The sequence below is a fragment of the Bartonella sp. bp_1 genome (assembly GCF_055808085.1).
Genome location: NZ_CM147851.1, coordinates 1,418,385 through 1,444,880, shown reverse-complemented (window position 1 = coordinate 1,444,880; position 26,496 = coordinate 1,418,385). Strand labels below are relative to the sequence as shown.

The following is a 26,496-nucleotide window of genomic DNA, read 5'->3' as shown; positions in this document are numbered from 1 at the left end:
TTTTTAAGGCCACCTTACGGCGGGCGGCATTGATGACAGGATTGATTCAATATTGCCGCCAGTTTTAAGGCCGAAAATCGTTCCGCGATCATAAAGAAGGTTGAATTCGGCATAACGGCCGCGCTGGATCAATTGTTCGTCGCGTTCTGCTGCATTCCACGGTTTATTGAAATTTTGCCGGACGATATGAGGATAGACAACTGCAAAGGTGCGCCCGATATCGCGGGTAAAATTGAAATCGGCTTCCCATCCTCCTTTTTCCATGGGTGAATGTAACCAGTCATAAAATACACCGCCAACGCCGCGCGGTTCATTGCGGTGTTTGAGAAAAAAATAGTCGTCACACCAGTTTTTCAGTTGGTCATAATCGACAATGTCTACGTGTTTGTTGCAAACAAAGCGGAAGGCTTTGTGGAAGGTCTGGGTGTCGGGGTCATTTTGTGTGCGACGGCTGCCGAGCATCGGTGTGAGATCGGCACCACCGCCAAACCATTGGCGGCTTGTTACCATCATACGTGTATTCATATGAACGGTTGGGACATGGGGGCTTTGAGGATGGGCGATCAATGATATGCCGGATGCCCAATAGCGTGGGTCCTCTTCGGCACCGGGTATCTGGCTTCGAAATTCTGGTGAGAATTCGCCATAAACGGTCGAGGTATGGATGCCGACCTTTTCAAAAACACGACCATGCATGATACTCATGACTCCGCCGCCATTCAGTCCATCAGGCTTCGTCCATGGTGTACGCTGAAAACGGCCCGCCGGAAATTCGCTCAATTGTCCTGACATTTCTCGTTCGAGGTCTTCAAAGCTTTGGCATATCCGGTCGCGCAGATTCTGAAACCAGATTTCAGCGCGGTGTTTCTTTTCATCAATATTTTCCGGTATATCAACCGGTATATCTTGCGCTTTCATGGTCATGATTTCATCTTTCATGTTTTGAATTTTAGATGAATTCTAAAAAGGCGCAAGTTTGAAAGAATGTTATTGCAAGCTTTTTATTTGTCTGAGGGCCTCGCCAGCAACCATGGCAACAGAGAGGGCCAGATTGATTGAGCGGGCTTGGGGCTGCATGACAATGGTCAGCTTTTCATCCATATGTGGCAGGATATAATCGGGAACGCCTGCGGATTCACGACCAAACAGCATAACATCGCCATCACGATATTGGCATTGTGTATAGGGTTTGTCGGCTTTCGTGGACAACAACAGCAGCCGTTGATTGTTTTGCTGGATGTAATCAAGAAAACTTTGCCAGTCAATATGGCGGGTAAGATTGACAAGTTCGAGATAATCAAGACCGGCACGTTTGAGATTGCGATCCGATACATCGAAACCTGCCGGTTCGATGATATGGATGTGGATGCCGAGACAGGCACCCAGACGTAAGATCGTACCGGTGTTACCGGGAATGTCAGGTTGGAAAAGGGCAATGTGAAGACTCATACAAAACGAATAGTCGTGTCATGCCTTGTTTGTAAAGTCCGACATTCCGGTTTTAATAGCTGTATTGTCAAAAACGCATAGATCATGGGTGGAATTCTGGAAAGAGTTCGCTTATAAGGAGCCAACTTGAAACGAGAGAAAGGAGGTTGGTATCATGATTATTCATTATAGTGTCATTGATCGCATGGGCCGCCTTTTTTCGGGTGTCAAAGCTTGAGACACCTTTAAAAAAGCGGGTTCGCCAGATCGTTATTTATGATCTTGTTTTTATTTCAATGTTCATTTTGGTATTAAATTCATAACAGCTATGAATTAAAACCTTATCGCTTTACCGGTTTTTTCCGGTATTCTTGCCTATTCACTCAGGCTTAGTCAGTTGCCTGTTTTTACAGGTCATATTCAAAATTTGTCTGTTTGTAACATTTGCACGCGTCATCTGTTCCAGCAGATAGATCAGGAGATCAGCCATGTTTTCTTGGTTTGAACGACGTATCAATGCTTTTCCTGCCGAGGCGCCATCACGGCCGCCGCGTGGATTGGTTGCTTTTTGTCTACATTATACCAAAGGTGTCTGGCTATGGCTTGGTGTTATGGCACTTTTGACAGCGGCAATTGCTATTATGGAAGTTTCGCTTTTCGGTTTTCTTGGTTCAATTGTCGATTGGCTTAAAGAAGATAACCGTACTACATTCTGGCAGGAGCAGAAGCTGACATTGCTTGGTATTGGCGCTATGGTGCTGATCGTATTGCCAATTGTTTCTGCTTTGCATAATTTTGTCATGCATCAGACATTGCTTGGTAATTATCCGATGCGTATCCGCTGGCAGATGCACCGTTATCTGCTCGGTCAATCTATGTCCTATTTCCAGAATGAGTTTTCAGGGCGTATCTCGGCCAAAGTGATGCAAACAGCTTTATCTGTACGCGAAACAGTGATGAAGCTTTGCGATGTTCTAGTTTATGTGCTTGTCTATTTTGCCGGTACATTGTTAATTGCGGCTATGTCTGACTGGCGGCTTACTTTGCCGTTTGTGACGTGGTTTGCTGTCTATATCGGATTGCTGGCGTATTTTATTCCGAAGGTACAGAAGGCTTCTGAAAAACAGGCGGATGCCCGTTCAGATATGACTGGTCGCATTGTGGATTCCTATACCAATATCGCAACGGTCAAACTTTTTTCGCATAATGCACGTGAAGAAGGTTTTGCACGAGAAGGTTTTGAAGGTTTTCAGCATACTGTTTATGTGCAGATGCGATTGATTTCGATGTTTTCGGCCAGTGTCTATTTTGTGAATTGTTTGCTGCTTTTCGGTCTTGGCGGTCTTGGTATTTTTTTGTGGTCTCAGGGAGTAATTGCGGCTGGTGCCGTTGCCGCCGGTATTGGTCTTGTTTTGCGCTTGAATGGTATGGCTCAATGGATCATGTGGGAAATGTCGGCCTTATTTGAAAATATCGGCGTTGTTGAAGATGGCATGAATTCAATTGCACAGGATCGTATGGTTGAGGACAAGGTAGATGCCAAAGAACTGATTGTCCGCCAAGGTAATGTCCGGTTTGAGAATGTGGTTTTCCATTATGGCAAAGGGAATGGCGTTTTGGAAAATTTGAATCTTGATATAAAGCCGGGGCAAAAGGTCGGTATTGTTGGGCGTTCGGGCGCTGGTAAATCGACTTTGGTTAATCTGTTGCTACGGTTCCATGACGTTGAAGAAGGCCGTATTCTGATTGACGGATATAATATTGCGGATGTGACACAGGAATCTTTGCGTGCCAATATCGGTATGGTAACGCAGGATACCGCACTTTTACATCGCTCGTTAAAGGACAACGTGCTTTATGGGCGTCCTGATGCATCCGATGAAGATTTGTTCAAGGCTGTGCAGGAATCGCAAGCAGCAGATTTTATCAGCGGATTGCGCGACCATAAGGGCAATACAGGATATGAAGCCTATGTGGGTGAGCGTGGTGCACGTCTTTCTGGCGGTCAGCGGCAGCGTATTGCTATTGCTCGTGTTATGCTGAAAGACGCACCAATCCTTATTCTGGATGAAGCAACATCGGCACTGGATTCAGAGGTGGAGGCCGTTATTCAGGAAAATCTGACCCGTTTGATGCAGAGAAAGACTGTGCTGGCTATTGCCCATCGTCTGTCAACCATTGCTGAAATGGACCGGTTGATTGTTATGGACAAAGGCAAGATTGTTGAAGATGGCACCCATGAGGAATTACTTGCTAAAGCTGGTATCTATGCCTCTTTGTGGAAACGTCAGGTTGGCGGTCATCTCGATCTTGATGGTGAAACGGCATAAAACGATATAAAAGCCCTTACAAAGGGCTTTTATTGGTTGGTGATGTCATCAATAGATGCGGCTTTTAAATCCTGATGGAAAATTTAAAGGCTGGTATAGGCCGGAGTCCGTATCATGTAAAATCTGCATGTCGCGTAATAATGTATCGACACGGGTTGAATCATTTGCTGCCATTTTTTCGAAAACACTATTGACCTTTTTTGCTTCATGGGAATTGGGATCCGTGAAAGATTTGACAAAGTCGTCCAGAGATATTCCCAATTTGTCCAGTCCAAGCGTTTCCTCAAGCGATTTTTTTATACTCTCATATTCGCCTTTGTCGCTGCCATATTTAAAGCGCATCAAAATTTCATGTATTGCTTTGCCGATATCCTTCGTGTCTTTTTCATATGTCTCAACGCCTATTGTATCGGCAGATTGTAACAAGAGATTTAGCTTATCCTGACTTGCCTGATCAGATGCTTCGTTTAACAAAGCGCGATTGATTATATTGCTATCCGTTGTTATATCCTGCTTTTTAGCGGGCTGTAACTTGTTTTTCTCTTCGGTGTTTGGAGCAGATAGAAAAGGTGAAGGAGCATAAATGCCGATATCCTGTTCGGTTTCAGTATGTAAGGCATGAAGGTCTTTATAGGCAGTGAATGCATAATCTATAGCTGCTTTTTCAAAGACAGCATTTATGCTTTGCGCTTCTTTTGAATCTGGGTTGGTGAAGGACTTTATAAAGTCGCCAAGCGATATGCCCATTCTATCAAGCCCGAGGTTTTTCTCGAGCTTTTTGATTGTGTTCTGATATTCGTCATCACCAGCATTATCATGGATTTTCTGTAAGGCATTGGTAATCGACTTTCCGATATCCGCGTCGCTTTTTTCTCGTGTGTTGACGCCAAGTTCTTCAGCCAGTTGCATGAGCATCTGGGCTTTTATTTCGGTTGCATTCAGACGGCTATGATCAAAGGCGGCCGGACCGGTAAATTTTTCGGTGGCTTTATCGAGAGTATTTTGAGCTGATTTGCTGTCTTTGGTTTTTTGTGCCGGCGTTTTGTTTTCTATGCCGATAATTTTTTTGACAGTGCTTTTTTCTTTTTGTCTTGTTTCCATGCGCTCGGACAATTCCTGCATGCTGGCAAGTGATACTTTTTGCATTGTGGTAAGAGGTGTTCTCAACATAACGAGACCTCGTGGCTTATACAGCCCACTCAGCTAGCCATCATGTCTATCAAGCGGAAAAATATCTAAACATGCATAGAGAACATTGCATGCGGTTTCCACAGATTGTATCATGAAAATTGCGAAGATCAATAATTATCTAATCCCATTGAAAAGGGATATATCGTCAGTCTAACGATAAGGATAGTTTTTAGGTTGATAAGTACCGATGACGGGGTCCTGAATGACGCTATCTTGTGCGGCCGTGTCTGTTGTCGTTTGATCTTGGTTGGGCTTATCCGCAAGATGGGCTAGGTTTTCTTTTACTTGTCGCGCTTCTTCGGATTCGGGATCAATAAATGCCTTGATTGAATCGTCAAGAGATATACCGGCCTTGTCGAGGCCAAATTCTTTTTCTGTCTCGCTCATCCAGACCGAATACCCATCGGGCAGGGTTTCTTTCATATGTAATAGAATATCTTCAACCGCCTTGCCGATTTCATCGGTATTTTTGCCGCTGGTGTCGACGCCGGTTTTTTCAGCCAATTTATTAAGCAACTGTTTTTGCAGTTTTTCAGCTTCACTCGGTGGTTCGCTCTTTTGGGCTGTTTTTACTTTGGGCGCGGCTTGCTTTGCTGTAGAAGCTGTCTTTGCCGACATTGAAGGTTTGTCATCGGCTGCAACGGCTTCTTTGAATTTGCGTTTGGCTTCAACCAGATTGATGACATCTTGTACGCTGGGAGCCTGACCTTTTTGCCATGATGTGGGTGAGCCTACCATATTCATCCTCGGTATAATCCATTTTGTCCGGTAAAATTTCCATTGATCCAGACGTTTGGGTAAAGCCTAGCAAGCAAACTTTAAGGAAGGTTTATTTTAAATAGTAAATATTTTATGATTATATTTGTTAAAGATGCTGATACCTGCATATCACGGCATAAGCTTTACGCTTACCTTGCGACATAGATAGGCATTGGATAAAGAAGAGACGCATGTTAAAGACAGATATTCTCTTCTACACAATGACGGCATTATGACTGAGACAAACCGACGTGATTTTCTTTTTTTGGCAAGTGGTGCTGCCGGTGCCGTCGGTGTTGCGGCACTTGGATGGCCGTTTATCGATCAATTGCGTCCTGATGCTGCTGTGTATGCTGACGCCGCACTTGAAGTGGATTTATCATCAATTGTTGAAGGCATGTCGGTAACGGTAAAATGGCGAGGACAACCGGTGGTTATCCGCAATCGCACAAAAGAAGAAATCGAAGCGGCAAAAGCCGTAACGCTTGACCAATTGAACGATAAAAAAGCGCGCAATGCCAATCTTGATGACAATGCGACAGCTAATGACCTGTTCCGTTCTGCGGGTGAGGGGCGCGAAAACTGGTTGATCGTGATCAATCTTTGTACGCATCTGGGCTGTGTACCGTTGGGCCAGAAGGGCGAATATAAGGGTTGGTTCTGTCCGTGCCATGGTTCGCTTTATGATACAGCCGGACGGGTGCGTAAAGGGCCGGCAAATGAAAATCTGGCTATTCCGCCTTATGAGTTCTTGTCCGATACATTGTTGAGGATCGGATAGATGGCTGCAAATTATCACCCGAAGAGTCGGCTTGCGCGCTGGTTTGACAAGCGTCTTCCCTTGCCGCGCCTATTGCATGGCCTGGTTGTTGATTTTCCGGTGCCGCGCAATCTCAATTATTTTTATACATTTGGCGGCATATTAACTTTGATGCTGCTTAGTCAGGTTCTGACCGGCATTGTCATGGCTATGCATTATGTGCCCGATAGCGTATTGGCATTTGCATCGCGTGAGCGTTTTGTGCGTGATGGTCAGTTTGGCTGGCTATTTGCGCCTTGGCATGCGGTTGGTTCGTCCTTTTTCTTCATTGCTGCTTATATTCATTTAGCCCGTGGTCTTTATTATGGTTCGCACAAGCGTCCACGCGAGCTGGTCTGGATTATTGGCATTCTGATTTATCTTACCATGATGGCAACAGCTTTTTTAGGTTATGTGCTGGTCTGGGGTATGATGTCTACATCCGGCGCAGCTGTTATTTCCAGTCTCTTTAAGGCCGTCCCCTTGATCGGCTCCTGGCTGCATGAAACATTGTTGGGGGGCTATAATGTTGGACAGCCGACGCTGAACCGTTTTTTTGCCTTGCATTATCTATTGCCTTTTGTTCTGGCTTTTCTGGTTGTTTTACATATATGGGCGGTACATCAGGTGGGACAGAATAATCCCACTGGTCTTGATGTGCGTGATAAGAGCGAGACGGTGCCTTTTACACCTTATGCAATGGTCAAGGATATTTTTGCGATCTCGGTCTTTTTGATCTTTTTTGCATGGTTTCTGTTCTATATGCCTGATTATATGGGCCATCCTGACAACTTCATTGAAGGTGATCCATTCAAGACATCTGCCCATATTGTGCCGGAATGGTATTTCCTGCCCTTTTATGCCATGCTACGGGCGATTAATTTTGATATGGGGCCAATTTCTTCGACACTGGGTGGTGTCATTGTTCTTGCTCTTGCGGTTTTGGTCTGGTTGTTTGTGCCGTGGTTAGATCGCTCGCAAGTACGTTCGGCGCGGTATCGCACAAGCTATAAAATCTTTTTTTGGGCCTTTATCGGCGATGTGGTCTTGCTTGGTTGGCTGGGTAGTCAGCCGGTAGACGGAACAAGTGTATTTTGGGCGCAGATAGCGACGCTTTATTATTTTTGTTTCTTTTTTATTGTTATGCCGCTTTTACCGCGGTTTGAAAAAATACGTGGCGTTCCAGCTTCGATTAGTGCCGATTTGGCCCAACGCAAAAAAATGCAGGGGCGGTTATGGTAAAGCGTCTCGTTCTTTTTATTATCATATTGCTTACGGCAGTTCCTGCTCTTGCGCAGGATCAGGTCAATGATGCGCAAATTCTGCCTGAAAAGCGTGTCTGGTCTTTTTCAGGGCCTTTCGGCACCTATGACAAGGCCCAGTTGCAGCGTGGTTTGCAAGTTTATCGCGAAGTATGTGCAGCCTGTCACTCTCTTAAATATGTTGCGTTTCGTGATCTTTCGGCTTTGGGATACACGCAGGAGGATATCAAAAACTTTGCTGCGCAGTTCGAGGTTTTGAAAGGTCCCGATCAGGATGGTGAAATGACCATGAAGCCTGCGCTGCCGAGTGATTATTTTCCATCACCTTATACTAATGACAAACAGGCAGAACTTGCTAATAATGGTGCAATCCCCGCCGATTTGTCCTTGATGGCACGCGCACGGGCTGTCCCTTCGCCATTTCCCGGCTTTATAGGTGATATGCTGACCAATTATACAACCGCCGGGCCGGATTATATAGCTGCTTTGCTGACCGGCTATGGAGAGGCTCCTGAAGGGGGCACGGTTGCCGAGGGTAATTATTATAATCCTTATTTTGCATCGGGAAATATACTGGCCATGATGCCGCCACTTAGCGATGGGCTGGTTCAGTATAGTGATGGTACGGCGATGGATGTCGAACATTACGCGCAGGATGTTGCCGCTTTTTTGATGTGGACTTCCGACCCGCATATGGAAACACGTAAAAAAACCGGTTTGCAAGTTATGATATTTCTTTTTTTATTGGCGGGATTGTCCTATTTCGTTCAAAGGCAGATCTGGCGCGATGTACAAGGACAAGATGATGAATGAGATTGATCAAAATTGTTTGAAGCAGTCAATCCGTACCATTGCAGATTATCCCAAGTCGGGGATTACCTTTCGTGATATTACGACAATGTTGGGTGATGCTGCGGCTTTTCATCTTGCTATTGAATCGCTTGTGGCGCCTTATCGAAACGAAAAGATAGATAAAGTAGCAGGGATTGAGGCTCGTGGTTTTATCCTTGGCGGCGCGGTTGCACAGCAATTGGGAGCAGGTTTTGTCCCGATTCGTAAAAAAGGTAAGCTTCCTTATGATACGGTGCGCATTGCCTATAGTCTTGAATATGGCATTGATGAAATGGAAATGCATCGCGATGCAATTGCACCTAATGAGCGTATTCTGCTGATTGACGATCTGATTGCAACCGGCGGTACTGCAGTTGCTGCGGCAGAACTTTTACAACAAATGCACGCTGATATTGTCAGTGCCTGTTTTGTGATCAATCTTCAAGGATTGGGTGGTCGTGAAAAGCTTGAAAAGCTTGGTGTCGATGTGCGTACGCTACTAACCTATGAAGAGCATATATAATAATTCTTCTTCTTATATGGAACTATCATTCTATTTGATCATTTAGCCTTCGATATTAATGGAGGTACTTATGAAAAAACTTATTCTCTCGACATTTATTGCAACCATGATGGCCGGCAGTGCCTATGCCCAGTCTGCAATCATGGCTAATGATCCGGCTCATAAAGCGGGTGATACAATGCATAATGCGATTAACGGTGCAAAAAATGCCGTTAATTCAGCTACCAAAAAGATCAATGGTGCGATGGATCGTGCAGTTCAATATGTCACGCCTGCCCAGACAGACTTTGTGGCTTCAAGCCTGATCAATTCAAATGTCCAGAATATGCAGGGTGAGACAATCGGTGAGATTAAGGATGTTGTTATCCGTGATAATCAGGTGGAAGGCATTGTGATCGGAGTCGGTGGTTTTTTGGGCATGGGTGAGCGCTATGTCGTGATTGATCCCGAAACAATCCAGATGACCAATGAGAACGACACATGGAAAATCGTTACTAATGCTACCAAGGATAGTCTGAAAGCGGCACCTGAGTTTAAATATGAAGGTCGCTGGGCGTTATAATTTATCGCGATAGGACGAATAAAAAGGCATAGAAAATATATCTCTATGCCTTTTTTATTGGTATTGAATAGCCTAGCAGACTTAATCTTCTGTGGTTCGGTTTCATAACAAAACCATCATTTGTTTTGCTGAAGATGTGCAAGATGAACGCTGTGTAAATACTCTTATGTATTATGACGAAACAGCATGATATCGCCGTCTTGTACAACATATTCCTTGCCTTCATCGCGTGCTTTGCCGGCTTCTTTGGCGGCTACTTCACCGCCCAATGTAACATAGTCATCAAAACCGATGGTCTGGGCGCGGATAAAGCCGCGTTCAAAGTCGGAATGGATAACACCGGCGGCCTGTGGGGCCTTGGTGCCGCGTTTGATAGTCCATGCACGGGTTTCTTTGGGGCCGCAGGTAAAATAGGTGATAAGGTCAAGCAGATGGTAGCCGGCACGGATCAAACGATCAAGGCCGGGTTCGTGCAGGCCCATCGCTTCCAGATATTCAGCGGCTTCTTCATCCGGTAATTGCGCAACTTCGGCTTCGATGGCAGCAGAAATAATAACTGTTTCGGCGCCTTGGTCGGCTGCCATCTTATCGACGGCCTTGGTGAAGTCGTTCCCGTTTGCTGAATCGCCTTCTGCGACATTGCAGACATAGAGGACCGGTTTTGAAGTTAGAAGATTGAGCCCATCAAGAATGATGCGGTCTTCAGCCGCAATGTCTTTTAATAGAAGGCGTACTGGCTTACCATCTTGCAAGAGTTTCAAGGCAGCTTCCATCATTGGCAGTACGCTTAAAGCTTCCTTGTCCTTGCCGGTGGCACGTTTGCGGATTTGTACAATACGCCGTTCAAGACTTTCCAGATCGGAAAGCATCAGCTCTGTTTCAACAGTGGCGGCATCCGAAACCGGATCGATCTTGCCTTCGACATGGGTGATGTCTTCATCTTCAAAACAACGAAGAACATGCACAATGGCATCGACTTCGCGGATGTTGGCTAAAAACTGGTTCCCCAGCCCTTCACCTTTCGAAGCACCCCGCACAAGGCCGGCAATATCGACAAAAGATATGCGGGTCGGGATAATCTCTTTCGAGCCTGCAATGGCGGCAATCTTTTTCATGCGCGGGTCCGGAACGGCGACTTCTCCGGTGTTGGGTTCAATGGTACAAAACGGATAATTGGCCGCTTGTGCTGCCGCTGTTTTGGTCAAAGCGTTGAAAAGGGTGGATTTACCGACATTTGGTAATCCGACGATACCACATTTAAAACCCATGGGGTCTCTCTTTTTCTGTTCAATTTACGTTGCTCGAGTTTGGTCTCTCATAGCATGTTTCTGTTCGATTGCCAGTCTGCAAGCATAAAATCTATGGTAAAAAGGCAACAGCGCGGCAGTGAAAATATATCAAGTCTGTGCATGTCGTAAAAATACCCTATTTACTGTTAACTCAAACTCAAGCTTTAGATTATAGCAAAGACTGGAATATCTTACTTCGGAGTTGAAATGTCTTATTTGTCGCGACGCGCTTTTTTAATAGGAGCTCCACTCGCTCTTGCAGGTTGTGTGCAGAATCAGCACAATAGGCCGCTTAAACCTATGTCGGCTCCAACGCCAAGCTGGCAGGTGCCTGCCGATGTGCGCGCCATGTATGGTACGGTAACAAACGAACCTTATGTTATTCCAGCGGCCGATATGAGTAAGATCAATCCCAAATATTGGCGTCAGATTGTGCCTTATGATGGTGGGTATCCAGTTGGGACACTGGTTGTTGATACGCAAAATCGTTTTCTTTATCTTGTGCTGCCGGGCGGCCAGGCTATGCGTTATGGTATTGGTGTTGGCAAGGCTGGTTTGGCGCTTGAAGGCGAGGCTGTGGTACAATTCAAACGGCAGTGGCCGCGCTGGACACCAACACCCGATATGATGGCACGTGATCCGGAACGTTATGGCCATTTGGGGCAGGGAATGGCGCCGGGAATAGATAATCCTTTAGGTGCGCGCGCTCTTTACCTTTTCCGCAATGGTCGCGATACGCTCTATCGTATCCATGGCTCACATGAAACATGGTCGATCGGCCGTGCCGTTTCGTCCGGCTGTGTTCGTATGCTCAATCAGGATGTTATTGATTTATATGGTCGTGTTCCTAACGAGACACGTGTTGTCGTGTTGCAGCATGGTGGCGGTGCAAGTGAAGGTTATGCTGAAAATGCTTCTGCACCGTCGACGCCTCCCTCTTCGGGTGGCCGCGGCAGCGGTTTGTATTGATATTCATACATCATTATTCTACAGTCCCTGCGGGGGCTGTTTTTACTTAGAGGGGCTGGATAAATGTATATGAGAATTGCATTTTTGATTATCCTGACATTCTTTGCAACCGCTGCTATAGCAGATGATGCAGCTTATCCGTGGCCTGATTTACGAAAGTCTGGCAAGAGCGTTGAAGATTTTTTGCCTAAAGGCTGGCGTATTGAAATGAAAGCCGAAGGTGACTTGGATGGGGATGGCAAAGCAGATGTTTTTGTTGTTTTCAGGGATCAAGATCCGCAAGCTTTTATCAAGAATGAGGGATGTGATGAATGCACGATCTTTGATAACAATGAGCGTATTCTTGCCTATCTTATTGCTGATGCTAACGGGTATCACCTTGGTGGCAGCAATCATGAAATGATTCCGGCAAAAGGTGAAGATGCCAATGATGCCTTTGACGGTGTTGTCGCTGGTGGCATTGAGATCATTGAAGGACAGGCGGTGATTACCGCCGGTAACTTCGGATCGTCATTAGAGCAAATTTATGCCAATTTTGCCTGGGTAAAGGATGGACTTTATTTGGTTGGCATCAGTTATTCATCACTTCACCGTATGACCCATGAAAGCCGTGAAGATTATTACGATTATCTTGAGGGAAAAGCCCGCTATTTAGAAATGGATAGTGATGAAAAAATCACATCGAAAAGCGAAGAAACCCTTGAGAAAAAACCGCTTATCCGTTTTGATGATATGGGCATGCTCTATGAGTTTGACGGTAAGACCCAAAAACAGTATTGACCAGCAGGGTTACTCTTTACTGAATAGCTTTTTCAGCATGTCGGCCATTGGGCCGGATTGCGGCAAGTCAGGTTTACTTGAAGGGCGAGCCTGACGGATATGGCTTTGTGCCTTGGGGGCTTTGACTTTGCGTGGGTCGCCGCCGCTAAGCGCCAGTGTTACTTTATTCATGAATTTGCTATCATCTGTGCCTGTCAGTATGGCTGCATTGTCCGCAATGGCGCCAAGCAGAGGCGTTAGCCAATCGGTGTCTGCCTTGGCAAAATTGCCGAGCACATAGTTGTGGACCAGTTCTTTCGAGCCGGGATGGCCTATACCGATGCGGATGCGCCGATAGTCCTTGCCGCAATGGGCATCAATGGATTTGATTCCATTATGGCCACCGGAGCCACCACCGGTTTTTACCTTGAGTTTACCAGCAGGCAGGTCAAGTTCATCATAAATCACAACAAGCTGTTCAAGCGGAATTTTATAAAAGCGCATGGCTTCGCCAATCGCCTGACCGGAAAGATTCATGTAGGTTTGCGGTTTGATTAGAATGGTCTTTTCACCATTCAACTGTCCGTCGGCAATATGCGCTTGAAATTTTTTAGTCCAGAGGGAAAAGGAGTGGCGACGGTGGATTTCATCGACAGCCATAAAGCCGATATTGTGGCGGTTGTTGAGGTATTCCTGTCCGGGATTACCAAGACCGGCAATAAGCAGCATGGTTTTGCCTCCGGTAAATAAAGGCGGAAAAAATCTTTCCCGCCTTGTTGTCTGTTTTATTCAGACTTTTCTTCAGTTACTTCTTCGCTAGCAGCTTCTTCATTGTCTTCTGAACGTAGAGATGCAGGCGCTGCAATAGTTGCAATTGTAAAGTCACGATCCTGAATGACAGGCTTCACACCTTCCGGCAACTTGACGGATGAAACATGAATTGAATCACCGATTTCATAACCTGTGAGATCCACTTCAATGGCATCCGGAATGGCTGTAGCCGGTGCGGTAAATTCGACTTCGTGACGGACAACGTTCAATACGCCACCGCGCTTGATACCGGGAGCGGCTTCTTCATTGAGGAAGTGGACCGGAATATTGACGTGAACAACCGATTTGGCTGTAACGCGTAAAAAGTCGACATGCATTGGGAAGTCACGAACTGGATCAAGCTGATAATCCTTAGGCAATACCTGAATTTTTTCAGAGCCGAGTTCGATCGTTGCTACAGTGGTACGGAAACCGCCACCGTGAATCTTATAGTAAACGTCCTTATAGGAAAGGGCGATAGCAAGGGGAGTCTGCTTGTCACCATAGATGACGGCAGGAATGAGACCGTTGCGGCGAAGTTCACGGGAGGACCCCTTACCAACCCGTTCGCGTGCTTCGGCCTTGAGTGTGTATGTTTTACTCATGGCTTTAAATCCTTAAAATTATTGGAGATCCACCATCTTTGGCTTGATGCTTGAATGATGAATATGAAAGGCTGTTTAAAGCCTTTCACCCCATGTTGCCTCCAAGGGTGTCTACACGGGACGGGTTTTCATAATGGAAATGATGTCAAGATGCAAGAGTTGTGGGAATTAAACATCATTTTCCCAAGAGCTGCCTTTGAAATGCTATGCAATGGCTTACAAGAATCAGCAAGGGGGTTTTATGAAGGTCGAGATCAATATGGGGACGGGTTCTGAAGGAGGCTTGGGCGCTGGTGCGCTTGGCCGTTCAGTGCCGGCTGTGCTTGATCTTGAGGAATTGCTGGCAACCCGCCTTCTTGTGCAGGGTAATTCCGGTTCTGGAAAATCACATCTTTTGCGCCGTTTGTTGGAACAGAGTGCCCAATGGGTACAGCAGTGCATTATCGATCCGGAGGGAGATTTTGTCACATTGGCTGACCGGTTCGGCCATATTGTGGTTGAAGCTCAGCGCACTGAGCAGGAATTGACCCGTATCGCCGGTCGTATCCGCCAGCACCGTGTTTCGGTTGTGCTCAATCTTGAAGGGCTTGATACCGAACAGCAGATGCGTGCTGCAGCTGCTTTTCTTGGTGGATTATTTGATGCTGAACGTGATTACTGGTATCCGATGCTGGTCGTGGTTGACGAGGCGCAGCTTTTTGCGCCGGCCGCAGCCGGTGAAGTTTCGGATGAAGCGCGCAAGGTTTCTCTTGGTGCCATGACCAATTTGATGTGCCGTGGCCGTAAACGTGGTCTTGCTGGCGTGATTGCTACCCAGCGTTTGGCCAAGCTTGCCAAGAATGTGGCGGCTGAAGCGTCGAATTTTTTAATGGGACGCACCTTTCTTGATATTGATATGGCGCGTGCAGCAGATCTGTTAGGGATGGAAAGACGTCAGGCGGAAATGTTCCGTGATCTGGAGCGTGGCCATTTTATTGCTTTGGGACCGGCTCTTTCACGCCGTCCTTTGCCGATTGTTATTGGCGATGTCGAGACCTCGGCACGTTCGACCAGTCCCAAATTGATGCCGTTACCACAAGCGCCGATTGATGCGGATGAGTTGATCTTCACACCGTCGGCAACAGAAATCTTAACTCCGATGCGCCGTAATCCACCGCCTCCACCTCCTAAGCCGACCAATGAAATCTTGGAAGAGATGGTGAATCAGAAGCGTGATGCACCGGAAGAAGAACAATCACTTTTTCAGCAATTTTCAACTGAAGAACGTGATGCACAGCTTGATCGGGTTATGCGTGAGATTGTCGAAGATCCGGAAGCGGCTTATCGTTCGGTTGCTGTACTCTATCAAGATTTTTTAGTGCGCTGCCGTATTCATCGTGTTGTCGGGGAGCCGCTGGATCTAAGTGCTTTTCGTCGCAAATTGGCAGTTGCGCAGGCAGCGGTTGACGAAGATACGGCTGCCGGTGAAGTCTGGCAGCAAGCATTGCAATTGTCGGAAAGTCTGACGGATGATGTGCAAGGGGTTTTTCTCAATATCGCGCAAGCCGCGGTAACTGGTAAGCCATGCCCGTCCGACGCAACGCTGGCACGACTTTATGGCACCCATTCGCTCGGCCGCGCGCGCCGTCTTCTGACCTATTTTGAAGAGCGTGGCTTACTTGTTATCCGTACCGATTTTGCCGGCAAGCGTATTGCTGTTTTTCCTGATCTTGGATTGGAAACAGCGCCCGGCAATCCTGATGCGCCGGATGAGATTGAGATTACCCATGATGCAGCGGAATAGATTATTATGTTTAGGCTTGGCATTCTATGCCAGCTTGTCTTTCGCTTTAGCGCAGGACGTACAAAGAAGCGCTCTCGAAATATGTCAACATTCGTCTTATGATTATGCGCAGGCAGCTCAGTTATGGGCCAATGAAACCGTTGGCAGATTGGGAACGGCAGCCAGCTATTATAAGGCTGAAATGAACAAGGCTGATAAGGATCGGTCCGGTGTAAAAAGCTTTGGGGTTTTTTATTATGATGAGCGCTCATTGCAACGTATGAAGTCTGTAGCCGAAGAAACACTTGCCTATATAGAAACGCTGCCAATAGAAGAGCGTAATATTTTATGGCTTCTTTTTTTGGAGAGAGAGCTAATCGGAAACAACGGCATTATCAGTTTCATTAATTCTGATGATTTCTATTTTGCCGATCATGTTAGTGAGGCACTTCATAATAGCGGGATGGATGAAAAGGCCCAAATATTTGATAGGATTGTCAAGATCATCAGAAATCCCCCTGCGGTCAGAGAAACTACAACAGATGATGTTTTTGCTTCTTTATCACCGCGACAGCCAAAAGAAGATGATTATTTACCAGAGCAATTCGGTACAGCAAAAGATCTATTACAGGCTATTTCTGATGTGATTGCAAATACGCCGGAACTGAATGATTTCAAACTAAGAACAAGCAAAGAGCTTAAGGCGTTTTGCGGTGATTAAGAAGCGATGCCTTTAATGTCGCGAACGTAATTGTGATTATTTGCAGTCACGGGGCGCCTGATTTTAGTTATTTTTTACTTTTATATTCCTAAAAGTGATATCAATTCATCGCTAAATATCGTTTTGTTGCAATCAGGACTTGTCGATAAATTATTTTCCTATGTGTGAGCGATTAAGGGAACCGCTTTTTGAGGAGGGAAATATGAATATTCAACAGCCGGTTAAAAAGACCCATTTCCGATGGGTTGTTGCAGGCATGATTTTTGTACTTTATGCCATTGCATGTTCCGACCGAGCCAATATCGGGTTTGCAATGCCGTTCATTCGTAAAGAATTTGAAATGAGCAATGCCGAGGCTGGTGCTATTTTGAGCCTGTTTATGTGGGGCTATGCTATTATGCAGATACCATCGGGATTTGCGATGAGCAAATTCAGTGTTCGTAAAATGATGGCGGGTTCAATGTTCCTGACATCAATATGTACCGTATTTGTTGGGTTGAGCAATTCTCCTTTGGGACTTAAATTATCCCGTTTCGGGCTTGGTCTGGCAGAAGGACCGTTGCCTATCGGGATTAGTACAACGATCAATAACTGGTTTGCACCGAATGAAAAGGGGACGGTTAGCGGATTATATCTGGCCGCGGTCAAGTTCGGTCCGGTTATTGTTCCGCCTATTTGTGCTGTTCTTGTTTCTATATGGGGATGGCGTGAAATTTTTTATTTTTTTGCTATACCCGGAATTATCATTGCGATTGTATGGTTTGTTCTTGTTCCCAGTACCCCGTCCGAAAGCAAATTTGTGTCGCACGCTGAGCTTGATAGGATCAATCAAGAACAGATCAAGGCGGTTAATAGCAATACTGGTATAGCAGAAGAGAAGTCTTTTGGTCTTCTTGATAAGCTCATTCGTGTGCGTAAACCGAATGTGGTGCGTACTAAGAAAGGGGTTTTTGCATCATGGAATATTTGGGGCTGTGCATTGGGCTATGCTTTCCAGCTTTCGATTAGCAATGTGCTTTTGGCCTGGATTCCTACTTATCTGATTACAGTCAAGAAGTTTTCGATTATGGGTACGGGGCTGGTTGCTTCCGCGCCATGGATTGGGGCGGTGATTGGTAATATTGTAGGTGGCTGGATTTCTGATCGCGTGTTTAAAAAACGTCGTAAACCCGGTATGCTGTTTTCGGCTTTGGCAACAGCGGGTATGATGTATGCGTTGATTAATTCACCTGCTGATCCGACCCTGTATGCATTATTATTACTGGCAACAGGGATTTGCTTAAGTATCGGCTTTTCTGCTTATATGGCGTATCCTATGGGCATTGCCACAAAGAAAACCTTCCCGCTGGCTGTATCCTTGGTTAATACAGGTGGGCAGATTGGCGGTGCTGCAGCGCCTATGATTGTCGGTTTTCTATTGGATAGTTATGGTTGGAGCCATGTTTTTATGGCCCTTGCGATCGGATCGTTGATCAGTTTCATTTTGGTTGCCAGTGTTGATGAGCCGATAGGGGTTGTGCTGGAAGATGAAGACATGGAAAAAGCAAAAGCTTGATTCATAAAAGGGCGCTATTCAGGCGCCCTTTTCATAGCGTATTGGCAATGACTATTTGACAAAAGCCGTGTTGTTTTTTGGATTTATCGTAGCCACACAGCCTCCTTGCTGCGGCCAGTGAGGACCTATCAGCAAGTTGGTACTTTTTCCATCCTCATATTGATTAGAGGGTGAGGCCTCAATCTAGTCGAAGAGACTTGAAACAGACTGTTCTGCAGCTGTACGGGAAATAGCCTCACCGATCAGGTCGGAGATTGATAGGACGCGGATATTGTGTGCCTGTTCGATTGCCGGTGTCGGCTGGATAGAATCAGTAATAACCAGCTCTTTCAGTTTTGATCCGGTAATGCGTGAAACGGCCCCGCCAGAAAGTACGCCGTGTGTAATATAGGCTGTGACACTTTTGGCGCCCATATTCAATAGGGCTTCCGCCGCATTACATAATGTTCCGCCTGAATCGACAATATCATCCAGTAATAGGCAGTCTTTACCGGTTACATCACCGATCACATTCATGACTTCCGATTCACCGGGGCGGTCACGACGTTTGTCAACAATGGCGAGTAGAGAATCAAGCCGTTTAGCCAATGAGCGTGCGCGTACAACGCCACCAACATCGGGTGATACAACCATGACATTATCAAGGGAATAATTAGCCTTGACGTCACGGGCGATCACCGGAACGGCATAGAGATTATCTGTTGGAATGTCGAAAAAGCCCTGTATCTGACCGGCGTGAAGATCAAGTGTCAAAACACGATGTGCACCGGCTTCGGTAATCAGGTTGGCGACCAGTTTAGCAGAAATTGGTGTGCGTGGGCCGGGCTTTCTGTCTTGGCGCGCATAACCGAAATAGGGAATAACGGCAGTGATGCGGCGCGCTGAAGAACGGCGCAATGCATCACACATGATCAGTAATTCCATCAGATGGTCATTAGCCGGATAGGACGTTGATTGTAAGACAAATACATCCTTGCCGCGTACATTTTCCTGAATTTCGACAAATATTTCCTGATCGGCAAATCGCCTTACAGTTGCGCTACCCAACGGGATATTAAGATAATTCGCCACATCTTGAGCGAGCTTGGGATTGGCGTTACCACAGAAAAGTTTCATGCTGGTCCTCGGGCTGATCGTCATCGGGTATGAAAAGCGTTTTAACTTTTTGTTAACAGATTGCAAGGAAACAATCGTCGCAGCAGTCAATTTTTTGTGGTGTTTATCTTTTTAGCTGTCTGGCAAGCTTTGTTAGAATATTATCCGCAAGCTGCTCATATTGTGGAAATGATATATTTTGCCACGGATCTGAACTTTTCATTCTTGTATCAAGGCGGCCATTAAGACGTGCGATGCGTTGGTTTTTTTTATTGAAAACATCAACAACATAGAAAACATCAAGCTGGACACCATCATCGCTTTCTGTTGAAAAATATCCTTTGAGTTCGATAGAGGCCGTGTTAGCAGAAAACTGTAAGGCATAATCGGGCGCTTTACGTTGTAATGCTTGACGCAGTGCCGTAGCAGAAGCAGACGGTATATTATCGAAAGCACGGATAGAAAATTCAGTGTGCTGCGTATTGGAGAGCTGATTTGTAATACCCGTGTTGGCATGTTTGCTACACGCTGTCATAAAGACAGGGAAGATTACCATGAGAAGAACAAACAATATCCGCATAGTCAGCTCTATTTTATAATAAGGTCAAGGGGGTGGCGGGAAAGAGGTTCATTGCTAGTATCAGTCACCAGATAGCTTCGTGCAAGGGTCATGGCTGTCGATGTTTCTGAATCAAAGATCATCACATGGGCAAAAAGCGTCATATTGGCTTGAATTTTAAGTGTGTTTCCAGCATGGAATTGTTGTATCTCCATCCATGACGGGGTAAATCGTGCCCCGACTGAATAGCCACAAGCATTCAAGCGGTGACGTGTCAGTTCATGGGCTTCCATGACAGTGGCATTGGCATCAAAAACATCACCGAAAGTCGCTCCCGGTTTCATCGTGTTTTCCATGGCCTCCAAGGCTTCACGGGCACCATCATAAAGCGCGTGATGGCGCTTTGTCGGTTGGCCGATAATAATGGTACGCATCATCGGTGCATGGTAATGGCGATAGACACCCGACCATTCCAGCGTCAGCTGATCGGTATCACTTAAATTGCGGCGGCCAGATTTGTAACGACACAACAAAGCATCATTGCCAGAGCCGATAACATATTCATTGGCTGGAAAGTCACCGTCGCCTGCAAAATTGGCTTTCATCATCGTGGCGAGAATATCAGCTTCGTTGGTGCCAGCACGGATGATTTTAAGCGCCTTGTCCAATGCATTGTCGGAAAGCTCTGCTGCCTTGCGTACACAAGCGATTTCGCTATCGCTTTTGACCAGACGCAAATGATCGACAAGGCCGGATATATCGAAAATTTTGCCAAAGCTTGTCAATTGCTCGTCCACGAGACGGCCATTTGCTGCAGTTAGACCGTGCGCTTGATATTCAACGCCGATACGGCAACCGAGCAGGCCCATTTCATTGAGTAGATTACGCAGATCAAGTGCCGGATTGGCTTGGGCCCGATCCCGCCATAAAATAATTTCTTCGATATTGGAGGTTGCCTTGGCCTGCCTTAGATCGGGCAGACGGGTCAACAGGACTTTACGGCCATCGGCCTTAACAACAAGACATTGAAAAAAGCAGAAGCCAAATGTGTCGTAGCCGGTGAGCCAATAAAGGCTTTCTTGCGCAAAGAGTAAAACGGCATCAAGCTTTTCCTCTGCCATGCGGGAAAGCAGCTTGGTTTGACGTTGGCTAAACTCTTCATTTGAAAAATATAACATTATTTTTCCTCGATGACGATGGCCGATATCTGCCTTCCATAGTCTGGTTCTGAGCGATGAGTTTTACGTCGATAGGAGAAGAAGCGTTCTTCGTCTTGATAGGTGCATAATCCCAATATTTCAGCTTCAACCCCGCTTTGTTCCAGTTTCATAAGGGTAAAGGACCATAGATCGAAAAGGACATGTTCTTTGTTAGGGGAGGGCTTAAAAAATGTTTTGAAGGTAACATTTTGTTGGATAAATGTTGCGATAAATTCAGGGCCTACCTCGTAATGTTTCGGGCCAATAGAAGGCCCTATTGCAGCCTTGATGTCATGGCGATTGGCACCGATCTGTTCCATTTTTTTGATAGTACTTTCGATGATGCCTGAAAAAGCACCTCGCCAGCCAGCGTGGGCAGCGCCGATAACACGTGCATTTTTATCTGCCAAAAGAATAGGGCCGCAGTCAGCTGTCAATACACTGATGGCCAAGCCTGGTGTTGCGGTTACAAGACCATCTATTTCCGGACGCTTGTTCGTGAAGGGCTGTGTAATAATGGCAGCTTCAGCAGAATGCACTTGATAGGCTGTGATAAGGTGTGTGGGTTTTACTGCAAGGTAATTGGCAACGCGGCGCCGGTTTTCAATGACATTCTCGGCTTTGTCATCTGATCCCAGCCCGACATTGAGACTTTGATAGATGCCTTGTGAGACGCCGCCTTGGCGCGTAAAAAAAGCATGTTTGATGCCGTTCTCTTCCATGGGGGAAAGAAGCGAAGATAGAACAGGGGTAATTGCATTGGTCATGGTTTGTACCGTCATGATGATAGGGGATCGTGGCTGAGGCTTGATTTAATGTCAATCCGTGTTTGGTCCTTGTATGGAAAAAGGTGTGAAGCGTGAAACAGCGCGCCCTATGCACATGACTTTGAATAATCTGCCCATGGCCCTGTCGCCTGCCAGTCGTTCAACTTCAGACTGTATGCGGTTTTGTGTGTCTATGTTTTGGTTGTGGCCAAGTTGTCCGGCACGTTCCAGCAGTCCCAGCTTCAGAAGAAAGTCCCCTTGGGTCATCGAGTGGCTTTCAATGCCATAATGGCGGGCTGTTTTGGCAAGGGTATAGAAGTCGACATGTGATGTCAGGTCATCTTTTCCTGGATTGGTAAAGACATCGCTATAGGCATGTTTTGACATGGCTTGCAGTGTATCGCCGGTCGCAGGCTCGGTTTCGCCGTAATCGATGATCAGTGCTGTACCATTATGTTCTTTGATATGATCGCTCATCTCCTGCATCAAAGCATCACGTGCAGGTGAAAGCTCGATCACTGTTCCATTTGCCAATTGATCGGCCGCGACAGGTAAAAAGGTCTTGTCCAGACAGGCTGGTCCCTTGATAAAGCACAGTTCGTCATTGTTATCGAGTGCGATCATGCGCTCGAAAAGACAATCGTTTTTCCATATATATTGGTGTATCGGCAATGCATCGAAAAGCTCGTTGGCAACCAGTATCAGCGGCAGTGATGGTAGCGTGTTGAATTGTGTCTGCCAGGTGATGGGCAAAGAATATTTTTCTAGACGGCTTTTCTGGATTTCAGCCAGCTTAGGGCTGGTCTCAATCATTCGAATTTGGGCGGCAGCTATCATATCGGGGGCAAGTCGTAACAGGCTGCGTAGCATGTCATCCATCAAGATACCGCGTCCGGGGCCCATCTCTGTGAGAAGAAAGGGGGTCGGTGATCCGATGGTTTGCCATGCTTGAAAGGTCCATATGGCAATGAGTTCTCCAAACATCTGGCTTATTTCGGGTGCCGTAATAAAATCACCGCTTCGCCCAAAAGGAGACTGGCTTTGATAATAGCCATAATGGGGATCAGAGAGGCAGAGTGTCATATATTGGCTGACACTGATTGGCCCCTGATGGGCAATCAAAAGCTTGATTTTTCGTTCAAGAGGATTGATATCTTTCACGCAGAAGGCCGCCCTTTATAGAGCGCGCGGATAATGGCAAAACAACCAAAGGCCAGCATTGGTGTGGAGTAGGCCATGCCCAATGTGAACCAGTCGGTGATATAATAGGACGGATCAGAAGGTAGGCGAAAAAACTCGACGAAAATACGTGCGATACCGTAACCGGTTACGAAAACACCGGCAACAAGGCCTGGTTTTTTCAAGCCCTTGCAGACAAAGACAAGAAGGGTAAGAATAATGAAAAGACCGACACCTTCAAGGGCTGCTTCATAAAGTTGGCTCGGATGGCGCGGTAGATAATCGGGGTCATTTGGGAAACAGACGGCCCATGCCACATTTGTTGGGTGTCCCCAAAGTTCCTGATTGATAAAATTGGCAACGCGTACCAATCCAAGTCCTACCGGTACACCCGCGGCAATCAGATCGAACATCGACCAGATGGCAATGCGGTTTTTAAGTGCAAAAAACATCATAGCTATTACCATGGCGAGAAAGCCGCCATGAAATGACATGCCGCCATCGGTAACAGCAAGAATTTTTGAGGGATGGGAAAAATAATAAGCCGGTTGATAGAATAGAACCTCGCCAAGACGTCCGCCGATAACAACTGCAATGACGGACCAGATAACAAAATCATCCAGTTTGATAGCGGCCATGGGTGGAGTCGCATTAGGCCATAAAGTATTTTTTTTCAGTAGGAGACGTCCATACCACCAGGAAAAAAGAATGCCGACAACATAACCAAGCCCATACCAGCGAATGGAGAGTCCGAAGCCGATATCCACGATAACCGGTGAAAGTCCCGGAGGGAAAGCGATGGCACTGCAGATGTCGGCAGGATTCATGGAGCGATAGCCTCTTTTTCCATTGTGTTGTGGCGAACATGGCTGAGCAATAAAAATAGGTCAAGTTTTTCAAGCATATTCATTGCTCCTTCCACAGACGAAGCATTTTGGTCTCTGGTGCTTCACATTGAACTATTGCTCCCTTATATAGGAAGGAGATAGATTTTGAATAAAGGAAAAAATCATGAGCTCCGGTCCTAACCGCATATTGGATGAATTGGCAAAATTGATGACCGATGCCGCCGGTGCGGCGCAAGGGGTGCGGCGTGAGGCTGAGACAGCTTTTCGTGCGCAGGCAGAAAAAGCATTGAACAAGCTTGATCTGGTTCAGCGTGAAGAATTCGAGGCGGTTAAGGCCATGGCTGTCAAAGCGTTGGATGAAAATGCTGCCTTGAAAAGGCGTCTTGATGCTATGGATAAGGGGAAATCGTCTTCTGTTTCTGCGGCATCGACTAAATCCAAGTCGACTTCTAAAAAATAATCCCAAGAAAAATCTGCCCTGTGTAAAACTGCGAAAAGTGCTTTTCGCAGAGTCGTTTATGCGTGTGTGTGAATCCCGTTTCGATCTCTTTTTTTTGAAAAAAAAACTTTTTTTTGAATCAGGGGGCTAGCGCTCTGATTCTGGATCAATAGACTGAAATTATTCGATGATTCGTTTTTCGGTTCCATCGAGTCGGTGGCAGGTTGACTTGTTTTGTTTGTCTTAATCGTTCTGCCCAGTCGTGTTTTTTACAAGTGTTTGTTGTTGTGGGTGAATGGGTTGCGGTTCTGCGTGACCTTTGGATTGATGTGCCTTTGCTTGGAGCTGAGGGCAGACTTGCAAGATTGAGGGATTAAAATGAGACTGGCCATTGCCAACAAACAGCGTGACGCCCATCCGGTTGACCTGGTGGAGCAGATTGCCCATATCCATGATTGGTCGTTTGAACGCACAGCAGAAGATGAAATTACGGTGTGTGTTGCCGGTGAGTGGGCCGATTATCATGTGTCTTTCTCATGGCTTGAAGAGGTCGAAGCCCTGCATTTGGCGTGTGGATTCGATATGCGCGTACCGGAAAATCGCAAGGCTGAAACCGGACGTCTGGTGTCGGATGTCAATGGCAAGTTGCTGATTGGCCATTTCGATTTTTGGGAAAATTCCGGTTCGCTGGTCTATCGACAGGCTTTGCTGCTTGCTGGCGGTATCCATCCTTCCGATATGCAGGTCGAGACATTGCTGCTGAATGCGGTCGAAGCTTGCGAGAATTATTATTCGGCTTTCCAGATGGTCGCCTGGTCCAGTTTACCTGCAGATCAGGCCTTAAAGATTACATTGTTTGAAACCGTTGGTAATGCATAAGAAACAGTCAGTGGCATGAGCGACATAATTTCTTTTGATAATTTTTTGAAAGTTGATATTCGTGTCGGTACTATAATTGCCGCTGAAGTTTTTCCGCAAGCCCGTAAGCCTGCTTATAAATTACAGATTGATTTTGGTGAGGCAATCGGCGTTAAAAAGTCATCGGCTCAAATTACGGTTCATTATCAGGTTGAAGCGCTTATTGGAAAACAGGTTGTGGCGGTAGTTAATTTTCCTCCGCGCCAGATAGGCCCCTTTATGTCGGAAGTGTTGACATTAGGCCTTCCTGATGAAAAAGGTGAGGTTGTTTTATTGTCACCTTCAATGGATATTCCCAATGGGGGCAGGCTATTCTGACTATTGGATGGAGCAATGGATTCAATATTGGTAAGATCTGATTTTCGATCTGTTTGCTATCGTGCTGAAATATTGAAGTGGTATCAACGGCGTATTTTACGCAAGACCTTTGGTATCTGGACTGAAAAAGTACCTTTCCGTATTCCTGTTCTGGATGATTCTTCTGCATTAGATAAGATAGATTATTTTATGACAGGCGATAAGCCTGCCATGATGTGCCGTTGGGGTTCAACGGAGCTTGACGTTGTTTATGAAAGCCTGAAAATTGCCAATGGCTTGAAGAAAACAATGGGCAAAAAGTTTATGTCAAAAGCAAGTTTTGAATCCGGTTTTTTTCCAGAAACGCAAGATGTATATATGCGGTTTTCACAGCGGATATTAAGTGATTTCAAAGGTGCCGATATATTAGGTGTGTGGGGAAACAAACGGACATATCCGATAGAAGAATATGTCATGAAGGCCTATAATTGTAGTGTTGTTCCGGTACCTTTTGAATATGTTTCTCCTTTGGGGAAATCTCGTCCATGGTCACGTTTTCTAAAAGATAAAAAGGTTGTTGTAATTCATCCTTTTGTAGGCAGTATTCAGCGCCAATATGAAAAACGACATTTGTTGTTTCGTAATCCTGAAACGCTTCCTGATTTTGATCTTATTCTAATCAAGGCGGTTTTAAGCAATGTTTCGGAACAAGTCGATTATACAGATTGGTTTGCTGCGTTGAAATCTATGGAAAATCAATTGGCCCAAATAGATTTTGATTATTTGATTGTCGGTGCTGGTGCTTATGGCCTGTGTCTGGCAGCATATGCCAAGTCTCTGGGTAAAAAAGCGATTCATTTGGGAGGCGCGACACAGCTGCTTTTTGGCATTCGAGGTAACCGTTGGGATGAAAGGCACGGTTTTTATGACCAGATTGGTGCCAATCTGGAGTATTGGGTCAGGCCGAATGACGCAGAACGACCCAAAATGCATTATAAACTTGAAAATTCAAATTACTGGTAACTGTTAGCGATAGTTCA

At 46.0% G+C, this 26,496-nt stretch carries 27 protein-coding genes and 2 pseudogenes; 16 read left to right on the top strand and 13 right to left on the bottom strand.

All coding sequences use genetic code 11. The features are described 5' to 3' along the window. Nucleotides 1-3: 3 nt before the first annotated feature. Both hemF and ACYZ97_RS07175 read right to left on the bottom strand, forming a co-directional pair. Nucleotides 4-918 carry an oxygen-dependent coproporphyrinogen oxidase gene (gene hemF, locus ACYZ97_RS07180; protein ID WP_473300660.1) on the bottom strand — a complete coding sequence of 305 codons (915 nt, stop codon included), beginning with the start codon at nucleotides 916-918 and terminating at the stop codon, nucleotides 4-6. A gap of 69 nt (nucleotides 919-987) precedes the next feature. Continuing rightward, nucleotides 988-1,449, bottom strand: a complete 462-nt coding sequence (locus ACYZ97_RS07175) for a tRNA (cytidine(34)-2'-O)-methyltransferase (RefSeq protein ID WP_473297780.1) — start codon at nucleotides 1,447-1,449, stop codon at nucleotides 988-990. 467 nt (nucleotides 1,450-1,916) lie between these two features. Here ACYZ97_RS07175 and ACYZ97_RS07170 point away from each other — a divergent pair, with 467 nt between their 5' ends. Beyond that, on the top strand, nucleotides 1,917-3,758 hold the full coding sequence (locus ACYZ97_RS07170; protein WP_473297778.1) for an ABC transporter ATP-binding protein: 1,842 nt from the start codon (nucleotides 1,917-1,919) through the stop codon (nucleotides 3,756-3,758). Between the two features lie 48 nt (nucleotides 3,759-3,806). Here ACYZ97_RS07170 and ACYZ97_RS07165 read toward each other — a convergent pair whose 3' ends face one another. After that, nucleotides 3,807-4,928 carry a hypothetical protein gene (locus ACYZ97_RS07165; protein ID WP_473297776.1) on the bottom strand — a complete coding sequence of 374 codons (1,122 nt, stop codon included), beginning with the start codon at nucleotides 4,926-4,928 and terminating at the stop codon, nucleotides 3,807-3,809. Nucleotides 4,929-5,099: 171 nt separating this feature from the next. Continuing rightward, the gene (locus tag ACYZ97_RS07160; protein ID WP_473297774.1) at nucleotides 5,100-5,687 is read right to left on the bottom strand and encodes a hypothetical protein; all 588 of its coding nucleotides are present in this window, start codon (nucleotides 5,685-5,687) and stop codon (nucleotides 5,100-5,102) included. Nucleotides 5,688-5,940: 253 nt separating this feature from the next. On the opposite strand from ACYZ97_RS07160, the gene petA reads away from it, so the two are divergent. From petA to ACYZ97_RS07135, 5 genes are all read left to right on the top strand, one after another. Beyond that, a complete protein-coding gene (petA, locus tag ACYZ97_RS07155; protein ID WP_473297772.1) occupies nucleotides 5,941-6,489 on the top strand; it encodes a ubiquinol-cytochrome c reductase iron-sulfur subunit in 549 nt (182 codons plus the stop codon). Further along, nucleotides 6,490-7,749: a cytochrome b gene (locus ACYZ97_RS07150; RefSeq protein WP_473297770.1), complete on the top strand. Its 1,260-nt coding sequence runs from the start codon at nucleotides 6,490-6,492 to the stop codon at nucleotides 7,747-7,749. Then, nucleotides 7,743-8,582 (top strand): cytochrome c1, encoded by an 840-nt coding sequence (locus ACYZ97_RS07145; protein ID WP_473297768.1) that lies wholly within the window; start codon nucleotides 7,743-7,745, stop codon nucleotides 8,580-8,582. The genes ACYZ97_RS07150 and ACYZ97_RS07145 overlap by 7 nt, the downstream gene beginning before the upstream one ends. Beyond that, nucleotides 8,572-9,123 (top strand): adenine phosphoribosyltransferase, encoded by a 552-nt coding sequence (locus ACYZ97_RS07140; RefSeq protein ID WP_473297766.1) that lies wholly within the window; start codon nucleotides 8,572-8,574, stop codon nucleotides 9,121-9,123. Before ACYZ97_RS07145 ends, ACYZ97_RS07140 begins: the two co-directional genes overlap by 11 nt. Before the next feature lie 70 nt (nucleotides 9,124-9,193). Beyond that, entirely contained in the window at nucleotides 9,194-9,685 is a 492-nt protein-coding gene (locus ACYZ97_RS07135; protein ID WP_473297764.1) for a PRC-barrel domain-containing protein, read from the top strand. A gap of 164 nt (nucleotides 9,686-9,849) precedes the next feature. Here ACYZ97_RS07135 and ychF read toward each other — a convergent pair whose 3' ends face one another. Further along, nucleotides 9,850-10,953, bottom strand: coding sequence for a redox-regulated ATPase YchF (ychF, locus tag ACYZ97_RS07130; RefSeq protein WP_473297762.1), 1,104 nt, complete (start codon nucleotides 10,951-10,953; stop codon nucleotides 9,850-9,852). 228 nt (nucleotides 10,954-11,181) lie between these two features. Here ychF and ACYZ97_RS07125 point away from each other — a divergent pair, with 228 nt between their 5' ends. Further along, nucleotides 11,182-11,943, top strand: coding sequence for a L,D-transpeptidase (locus ACYZ97_RS07125; RefSeq protein WP_473297760.1), 762 nt, complete (start codon nucleotides 11,182-11,184; stop codon nucleotides 11,941-11,943). A gap of 69 nt (nucleotides 11,944-12,012) precedes the next feature. Continuing rightward, on the top strand, nucleotides 12,013-12,723 hold the full coding sequence (locus tag ACYZ97_RS07120; RefSeq protein WP_473297758.1) for a hypothetical protein: 711 nt from the start codon (nucleotides 12,013-12,015) through the stop codon (nucleotides 12,721-12,723). Nucleotides 12,724-12,732: 9 nt separating this feature from the next. Here the strand turns inward: ACYZ97_RS07120 and pth are convergent, their stop codons facing one another. Both pth and ACYZ97_RS07110 read right to left on the bottom strand, forming a co-directional pair. Continuing rightward, complete coding sequence (gene pth / locus ACYZ97_RS07115) at nucleotides 12,733-13,431, bottom strand: aminoacyl-tRNA hydrolase (protein ID WP_473297756.1); 699 nt, start codon at nucleotides 13,429-13,431, stop codon at nucleotides 12,733-12,735. Nucleotides 13,432-13,487: 56 nt separating this feature from the next. Beyond that, the gene (locus ACYZ97_RS07110) at nucleotides 13,488-14,117 is read right to left on the bottom strand and encodes a 50S ribosomal protein L25/general stress protein Ctc (protein ID WP_473297754.1); all 630 of its coding nucleotides are present in this window, start codon (nucleotides 14,115-14,117) and stop codon (nucleotides 13,488-13,490) included. A gap of 241 nt (nucleotides 14,118-14,358) precedes the next feature. On the opposite strand from ACYZ97_RS07110, the pseudogene ACYZ97_RS07105 reads away from it, so the two are divergent. The 4 genes and pseudogenes from ACYZ97_RS07105 to ACYZ97_RS07090 form a co-directional block, all read left to right on the top strand. Next, a pseudogene (locus tag ACYZ97_RS07105) lies at nucleotides 14,359-15,310 on the top strand (helicase HerA domain-containing protein); the annotation flags it as partial. A gap of 83 nt (nucleotides 15,311-15,393) precedes the next feature. Then, nucleotides 15,394-15,900 (top strand): annotated as a pseudogene (locus ACYZ97_RS07100) (ATP-binding protein); the annotation flags it as partial. 259 nt (nucleotides 15,901-16,159) lie between these two features. Then, complete coding sequence (locus ACYZ97_RS07095; protein ID WP_473300659.1) at nucleotides 16,160-16,600, top strand: DMP19 family protein; 441 nt, start codon at nucleotides 16,160-16,162, stop codon at nucleotides 16,598-16,600. A 202-nt stretch (nucleotides 16,601-16,802) separates the two neighbouring features. Then, the gene (locus ACYZ97_RS07090; RefSeq protein WP_473297752.1) at nucleotides 16,803-18,155 is read left to right on the top strand and encodes an MFS transporter; all 1,353 of its coding nucleotides are present in this window, start codon (nucleotides 16,803-16,805) and stop codon (nucleotides 18,153-18,155) included. Nucleotides 18,156-18,338: 183 nt separating this feature from the next. Here ACYZ97_RS07090 and ACYZ97_RS07085 read toward each other — a convergent pair whose 3' ends face one another. From ACYZ97_RS07085 to lgt, 6 genes are all read right to left on the bottom strand, one after another. Then, nucleotides 18,339-19,271, bottom strand: a complete 933-nt coding sequence (locus ACYZ97_RS07085) for a ribose-phosphate pyrophosphokinase (RefSeq protein ID WP_473297750.1) — start codon at nucleotides 19,269-19,271, stop codon at nucleotides 18,339-18,341. A gap of 103 nt (nucleotides 19,272-19,374) precedes the next feature. Then, on the bottom strand, nucleotides 19,375-19,830 hold the full coding sequence (locus ACYZ97_RS07080; RefSeq protein ID WP_473297748.1) for a hypothetical protein: 456 nt from the start codon (nucleotides 19,828-19,830) through the stop codon (nucleotides 19,375-19,377). Between the two features lie 8 nt (nucleotides 19,831-19,838). Then, the gene (locus ACYZ97_RS07075) at nucleotides 19,839-20,987 is read right to left on the bottom strand and encodes a M24 family metallopeptidase (protein ID WP_473297746.1); all 1,149 of its coding nucleotides are present in this window, start codon (nucleotides 20,985-20,987) and stop codon (nucleotides 19,839-19,841) included. Then, the gene (pgeF, locus tag ACYZ97_RS07070) at nucleotides 20,987-21,775 is read right to left on the bottom strand and encodes a peptidoglycan editing factor PgeF (RefSeq protein WP_473300658.1); all 789 of its coding nucleotides are present in this window, start codon (nucleotides 21,773-21,775) and stop codon (nucleotides 20,987-20,989) included. Before pgeF ends, ACYZ97_RS07075 begins: the two co-directional genes overlap by 1 nt. 51 nt (nucleotides 21,776-21,826) lie before the next feature. Next, complete coding sequence (locus ACYZ97_RS07065; RefSeq protein ID WP_473297744.1) at nucleotides 21,827-22,936, bottom strand: class I SAM-dependent methyltransferase; 1,110 nt, start codon at nucleotides 22,934-22,936, stop codon at nucleotides 21,827-21,829. After that, nucleotides 22,933-23,781, bottom strand: coding sequence for a prolipoprotein diacylglyceryl transferase (gene lgt / locus ACYZ97_RS07060; RefSeq protein WP_473297742.1), 849 nt, complete (start codon nucleotides 23,779-23,781; stop codon nucleotides 22,933-22,935). The genes ACYZ97_RS07065 and lgt overlap by 4 nt, the downstream gene beginning before the upstream one ends. Nucleotides 23,782-23,965: 184 nt before the next feature. Between lgt and ACYZ97_RS07055 the strand changes: the two genes are divergently transcribed. The 4 genes from ACYZ97_RS07055 to ACYZ97_RS07040 all read left to right on the top strand — a co-directional run bounded on the left by ACYZ97_RS07055 (nucleotide 23,966) and on the right by ACYZ97_RS07040 (nucleotide 26,479). Next, entirely contained in the window at nucleotides 23,966-24,262 is a 297-nt protein-coding gene (locus ACYZ97_RS07055) for an accessory factor UbiK family protein (RefSeq protein WP_473297741.1), read from the top strand. A gap of 357 nt (nucleotides 24,263-24,619) precedes the next feature. Beyond that, nucleotides 24,620-25,120, top strand: a complete 501-nt coding sequence (locus ACYZ97_RS07050; protein ID WP_473297739.1) for a type III secretion system chaperone family protein — start codon at nucleotides 24,620-24,622, stop codon at nucleotides 25,118-25,120. A gap of 15 nt (nucleotides 25,121-25,135) precedes the next feature. Further along, a complete protein-coding gene (locus ACYZ97_RS07045) occupies nucleotides 25,136-25,477 on the top strand; it encodes a tRNA-binding protein (RefSeq protein ID WP_473297737.1) in 342 nt (113 codons plus the stop codon). A gap of 27 nt (nucleotides 25,478-25,504) precedes the next feature. Continuing rightward, nucleotides 25,505-26,479, top strand: coding sequence for a hypothetical protein (locus ACYZ97_RS07040; protein WP_473297735.1), 975 nt, complete (start codon nucleotides 25,505-25,507; stop codon nucleotides 26,477-26,479). Nucleotides 26,480-26,496: the final 17 nt, after the last annotated feature.

Excerpts from the sequence above, each read along its gene's own strand:
- hemF (WP_473300660.1), bottom strand. The coding sequence starts at position 918 with ATGAAAGCGCAAGATATACCGGTTGATATACCGGAAAATATTGATGAA.
- ACYZ97_RS07175 (WP_473297780.1), bottom strand. The coding sequence starts at position 1,449 with ATGAGTCTTCACATTGCCCTTTTCCAACCTGACATTCCCGGTAACACC.
- ACYZ97_RS07170 (WP_473297778.1), top strand. The coding sequence starts at position 1,917 with ATGTTTTCTTGGTTTGAACGACGTATCAATGCTTTTCCTGCCGAGGCG.
- ACYZ97_RS07165 (WP_473297776.1), bottom strand. The coding sequence starts at position 4,928 with ATGTTGAGAACACCTCTTACCACAATGCAAAAAGTATCACTTGCCAGC.
- ACYZ97_RS07160 (WP_473297774.1), bottom strand. The coding sequence starts at position 5,687 with ATGGTAGGCTCACCCACATCATGGCAAAAAGGTCAGGCTCCCAGCGTA.
- petA (WP_473297772.1), top strand. The coding sequence starts at position 5,941 with ATGACTGAGACAAACCGACGTGATTTTCTTTTTTTGGCAAGTGGTGCT.
- ACYZ97_RS07150 (WP_473297770.1), top strand. The coding sequence starts at position 6,490 with ATGGCTGCAAATTATCACCCGAAGAGTCGGCTTGCGCGCTGGTTTGAC.
- ACYZ97_RS07145 (WP_473297768.1), top strand. The coding sequence starts at position 7,743 with ATGGTAAAGCGTCTCGTTCTTTTTATTATCATATTGCTTACGGCAGTT.
- ACYZ97_RS07140 (WP_473297766.1), top strand. The coding sequence starts at position 8,572 with ATGATGAATGAGATTGATCAAAATTGTTTGAAGCAGTCAATCCGTACC.
- ACYZ97_RS07135 (WP_473297764.1), top strand. The coding sequence starts at position 9,194 with ATGAAAAAACTTATTCTCTCGACATTTATTGCAACCATGATGGCCGGC.
- ychF (WP_473297762.1), bottom strand. The coding sequence starts at position 10,953 with ATGGGTTTTAAATGTGGTATCGTCGGATTACCAAATGTCGGTAAATCC.
- ACYZ97_RS07125 (WP_473297760.1), top strand. The coding sequence starts at position 11,182 with ATGTCTTATTTGTCGCGACGCGCTTTTTTAATAGGAGCTCCACTCGCT.
- ACYZ97_RS07120 (WP_473297758.1), top strand. The coding sequence starts at position 12,013 with ATGAGAATTGCATTTTTGATTATCCTGACATTCTTTGCAACCGCTGCT.
- pth (WP_473297756.1), bottom strand. The coding sequence starts at position 13,431 with ATGCTGCTTATTGCCGGTCTTGGTAATCCCGGACAGGAATACCTCAAC.
- ACYZ97_RS07110 (WP_473297754.1), bottom strand. The coding sequence starts at position 14,117 with ATGAGTAAAACATACACACTCAAGGCCGAAGCACGCGAACGGGTTGGT.
- ACYZ97_RS07095 (WP_473300659.1), top strand. The coding sequence starts at position 16,160 with ATGAAGTCTGTAGCCGAAGAAACACTTGCCTATATAGAAACGCTGCCA.
- ACYZ97_RS07090 (WP_473297752.1), top strand. The coding sequence starts at position 16,803 with ATGAATATTCAACAGCCGGTTAAAAAGACCCATTTCCGATGGGTTGTT.
- ACYZ97_RS07085 (WP_473297750.1), bottom strand. The coding sequence starts at position 19,271 with ATGAAACTTTTCTGTGGTAACGCCAATCCCAAGCTCGCTCAAGATGTG.
- ACYZ97_RS07080 (WP_473297748.1), bottom strand. The coding sequence starts at position 19,830 with ATGCGGATATTGTTTGTTCTTCTCATGGTAATCTTCCCTGTCTTTATG.
- ACYZ97_RS07075 (WP_473297746.1), bottom strand. The coding sequence starts at position 20,987 with ATGTTATATTTTTCAAATGAAGAGTTTAGCCAACGTCAAACCAAGCTG.
- pgeF (WP_473300658.1), bottom strand. The coding sequence starts at position 21,775 with ATGACCAATGCAATTACCCCTGTTCTATCTTCGCTTCTTTCCCCCATG.
- lgt (WP_473297742.1), bottom strand. The coding sequence starts at position 23,781 with ATGAATCCTGCCGACATCTGCAGTGCCATCGCTTTCCCTCCGGGACTT.
- ACYZ97_RS07055 (WP_473297741.1), top strand. The coding sequence starts at position 23,966 with ATGAGCTCCGGTCCTAACCGCATATTGGATGAATTGGCAAAATTGATG.
- ACYZ97_RS07050 (WP_473297739.1), top strand. The coding sequence starts at position 24,620 with ATGAGACTGGCCATTGCCAACAAACAGCGTGACGCCCATCCGGTTGAC.
- ACYZ97_RS07045 (WP_473297737.1), top strand. The coding sequence starts at position 25,136 with ATGAGCGACATAATTTCTTTTGATAATTTTTTGAAAGTTGATATTCGT.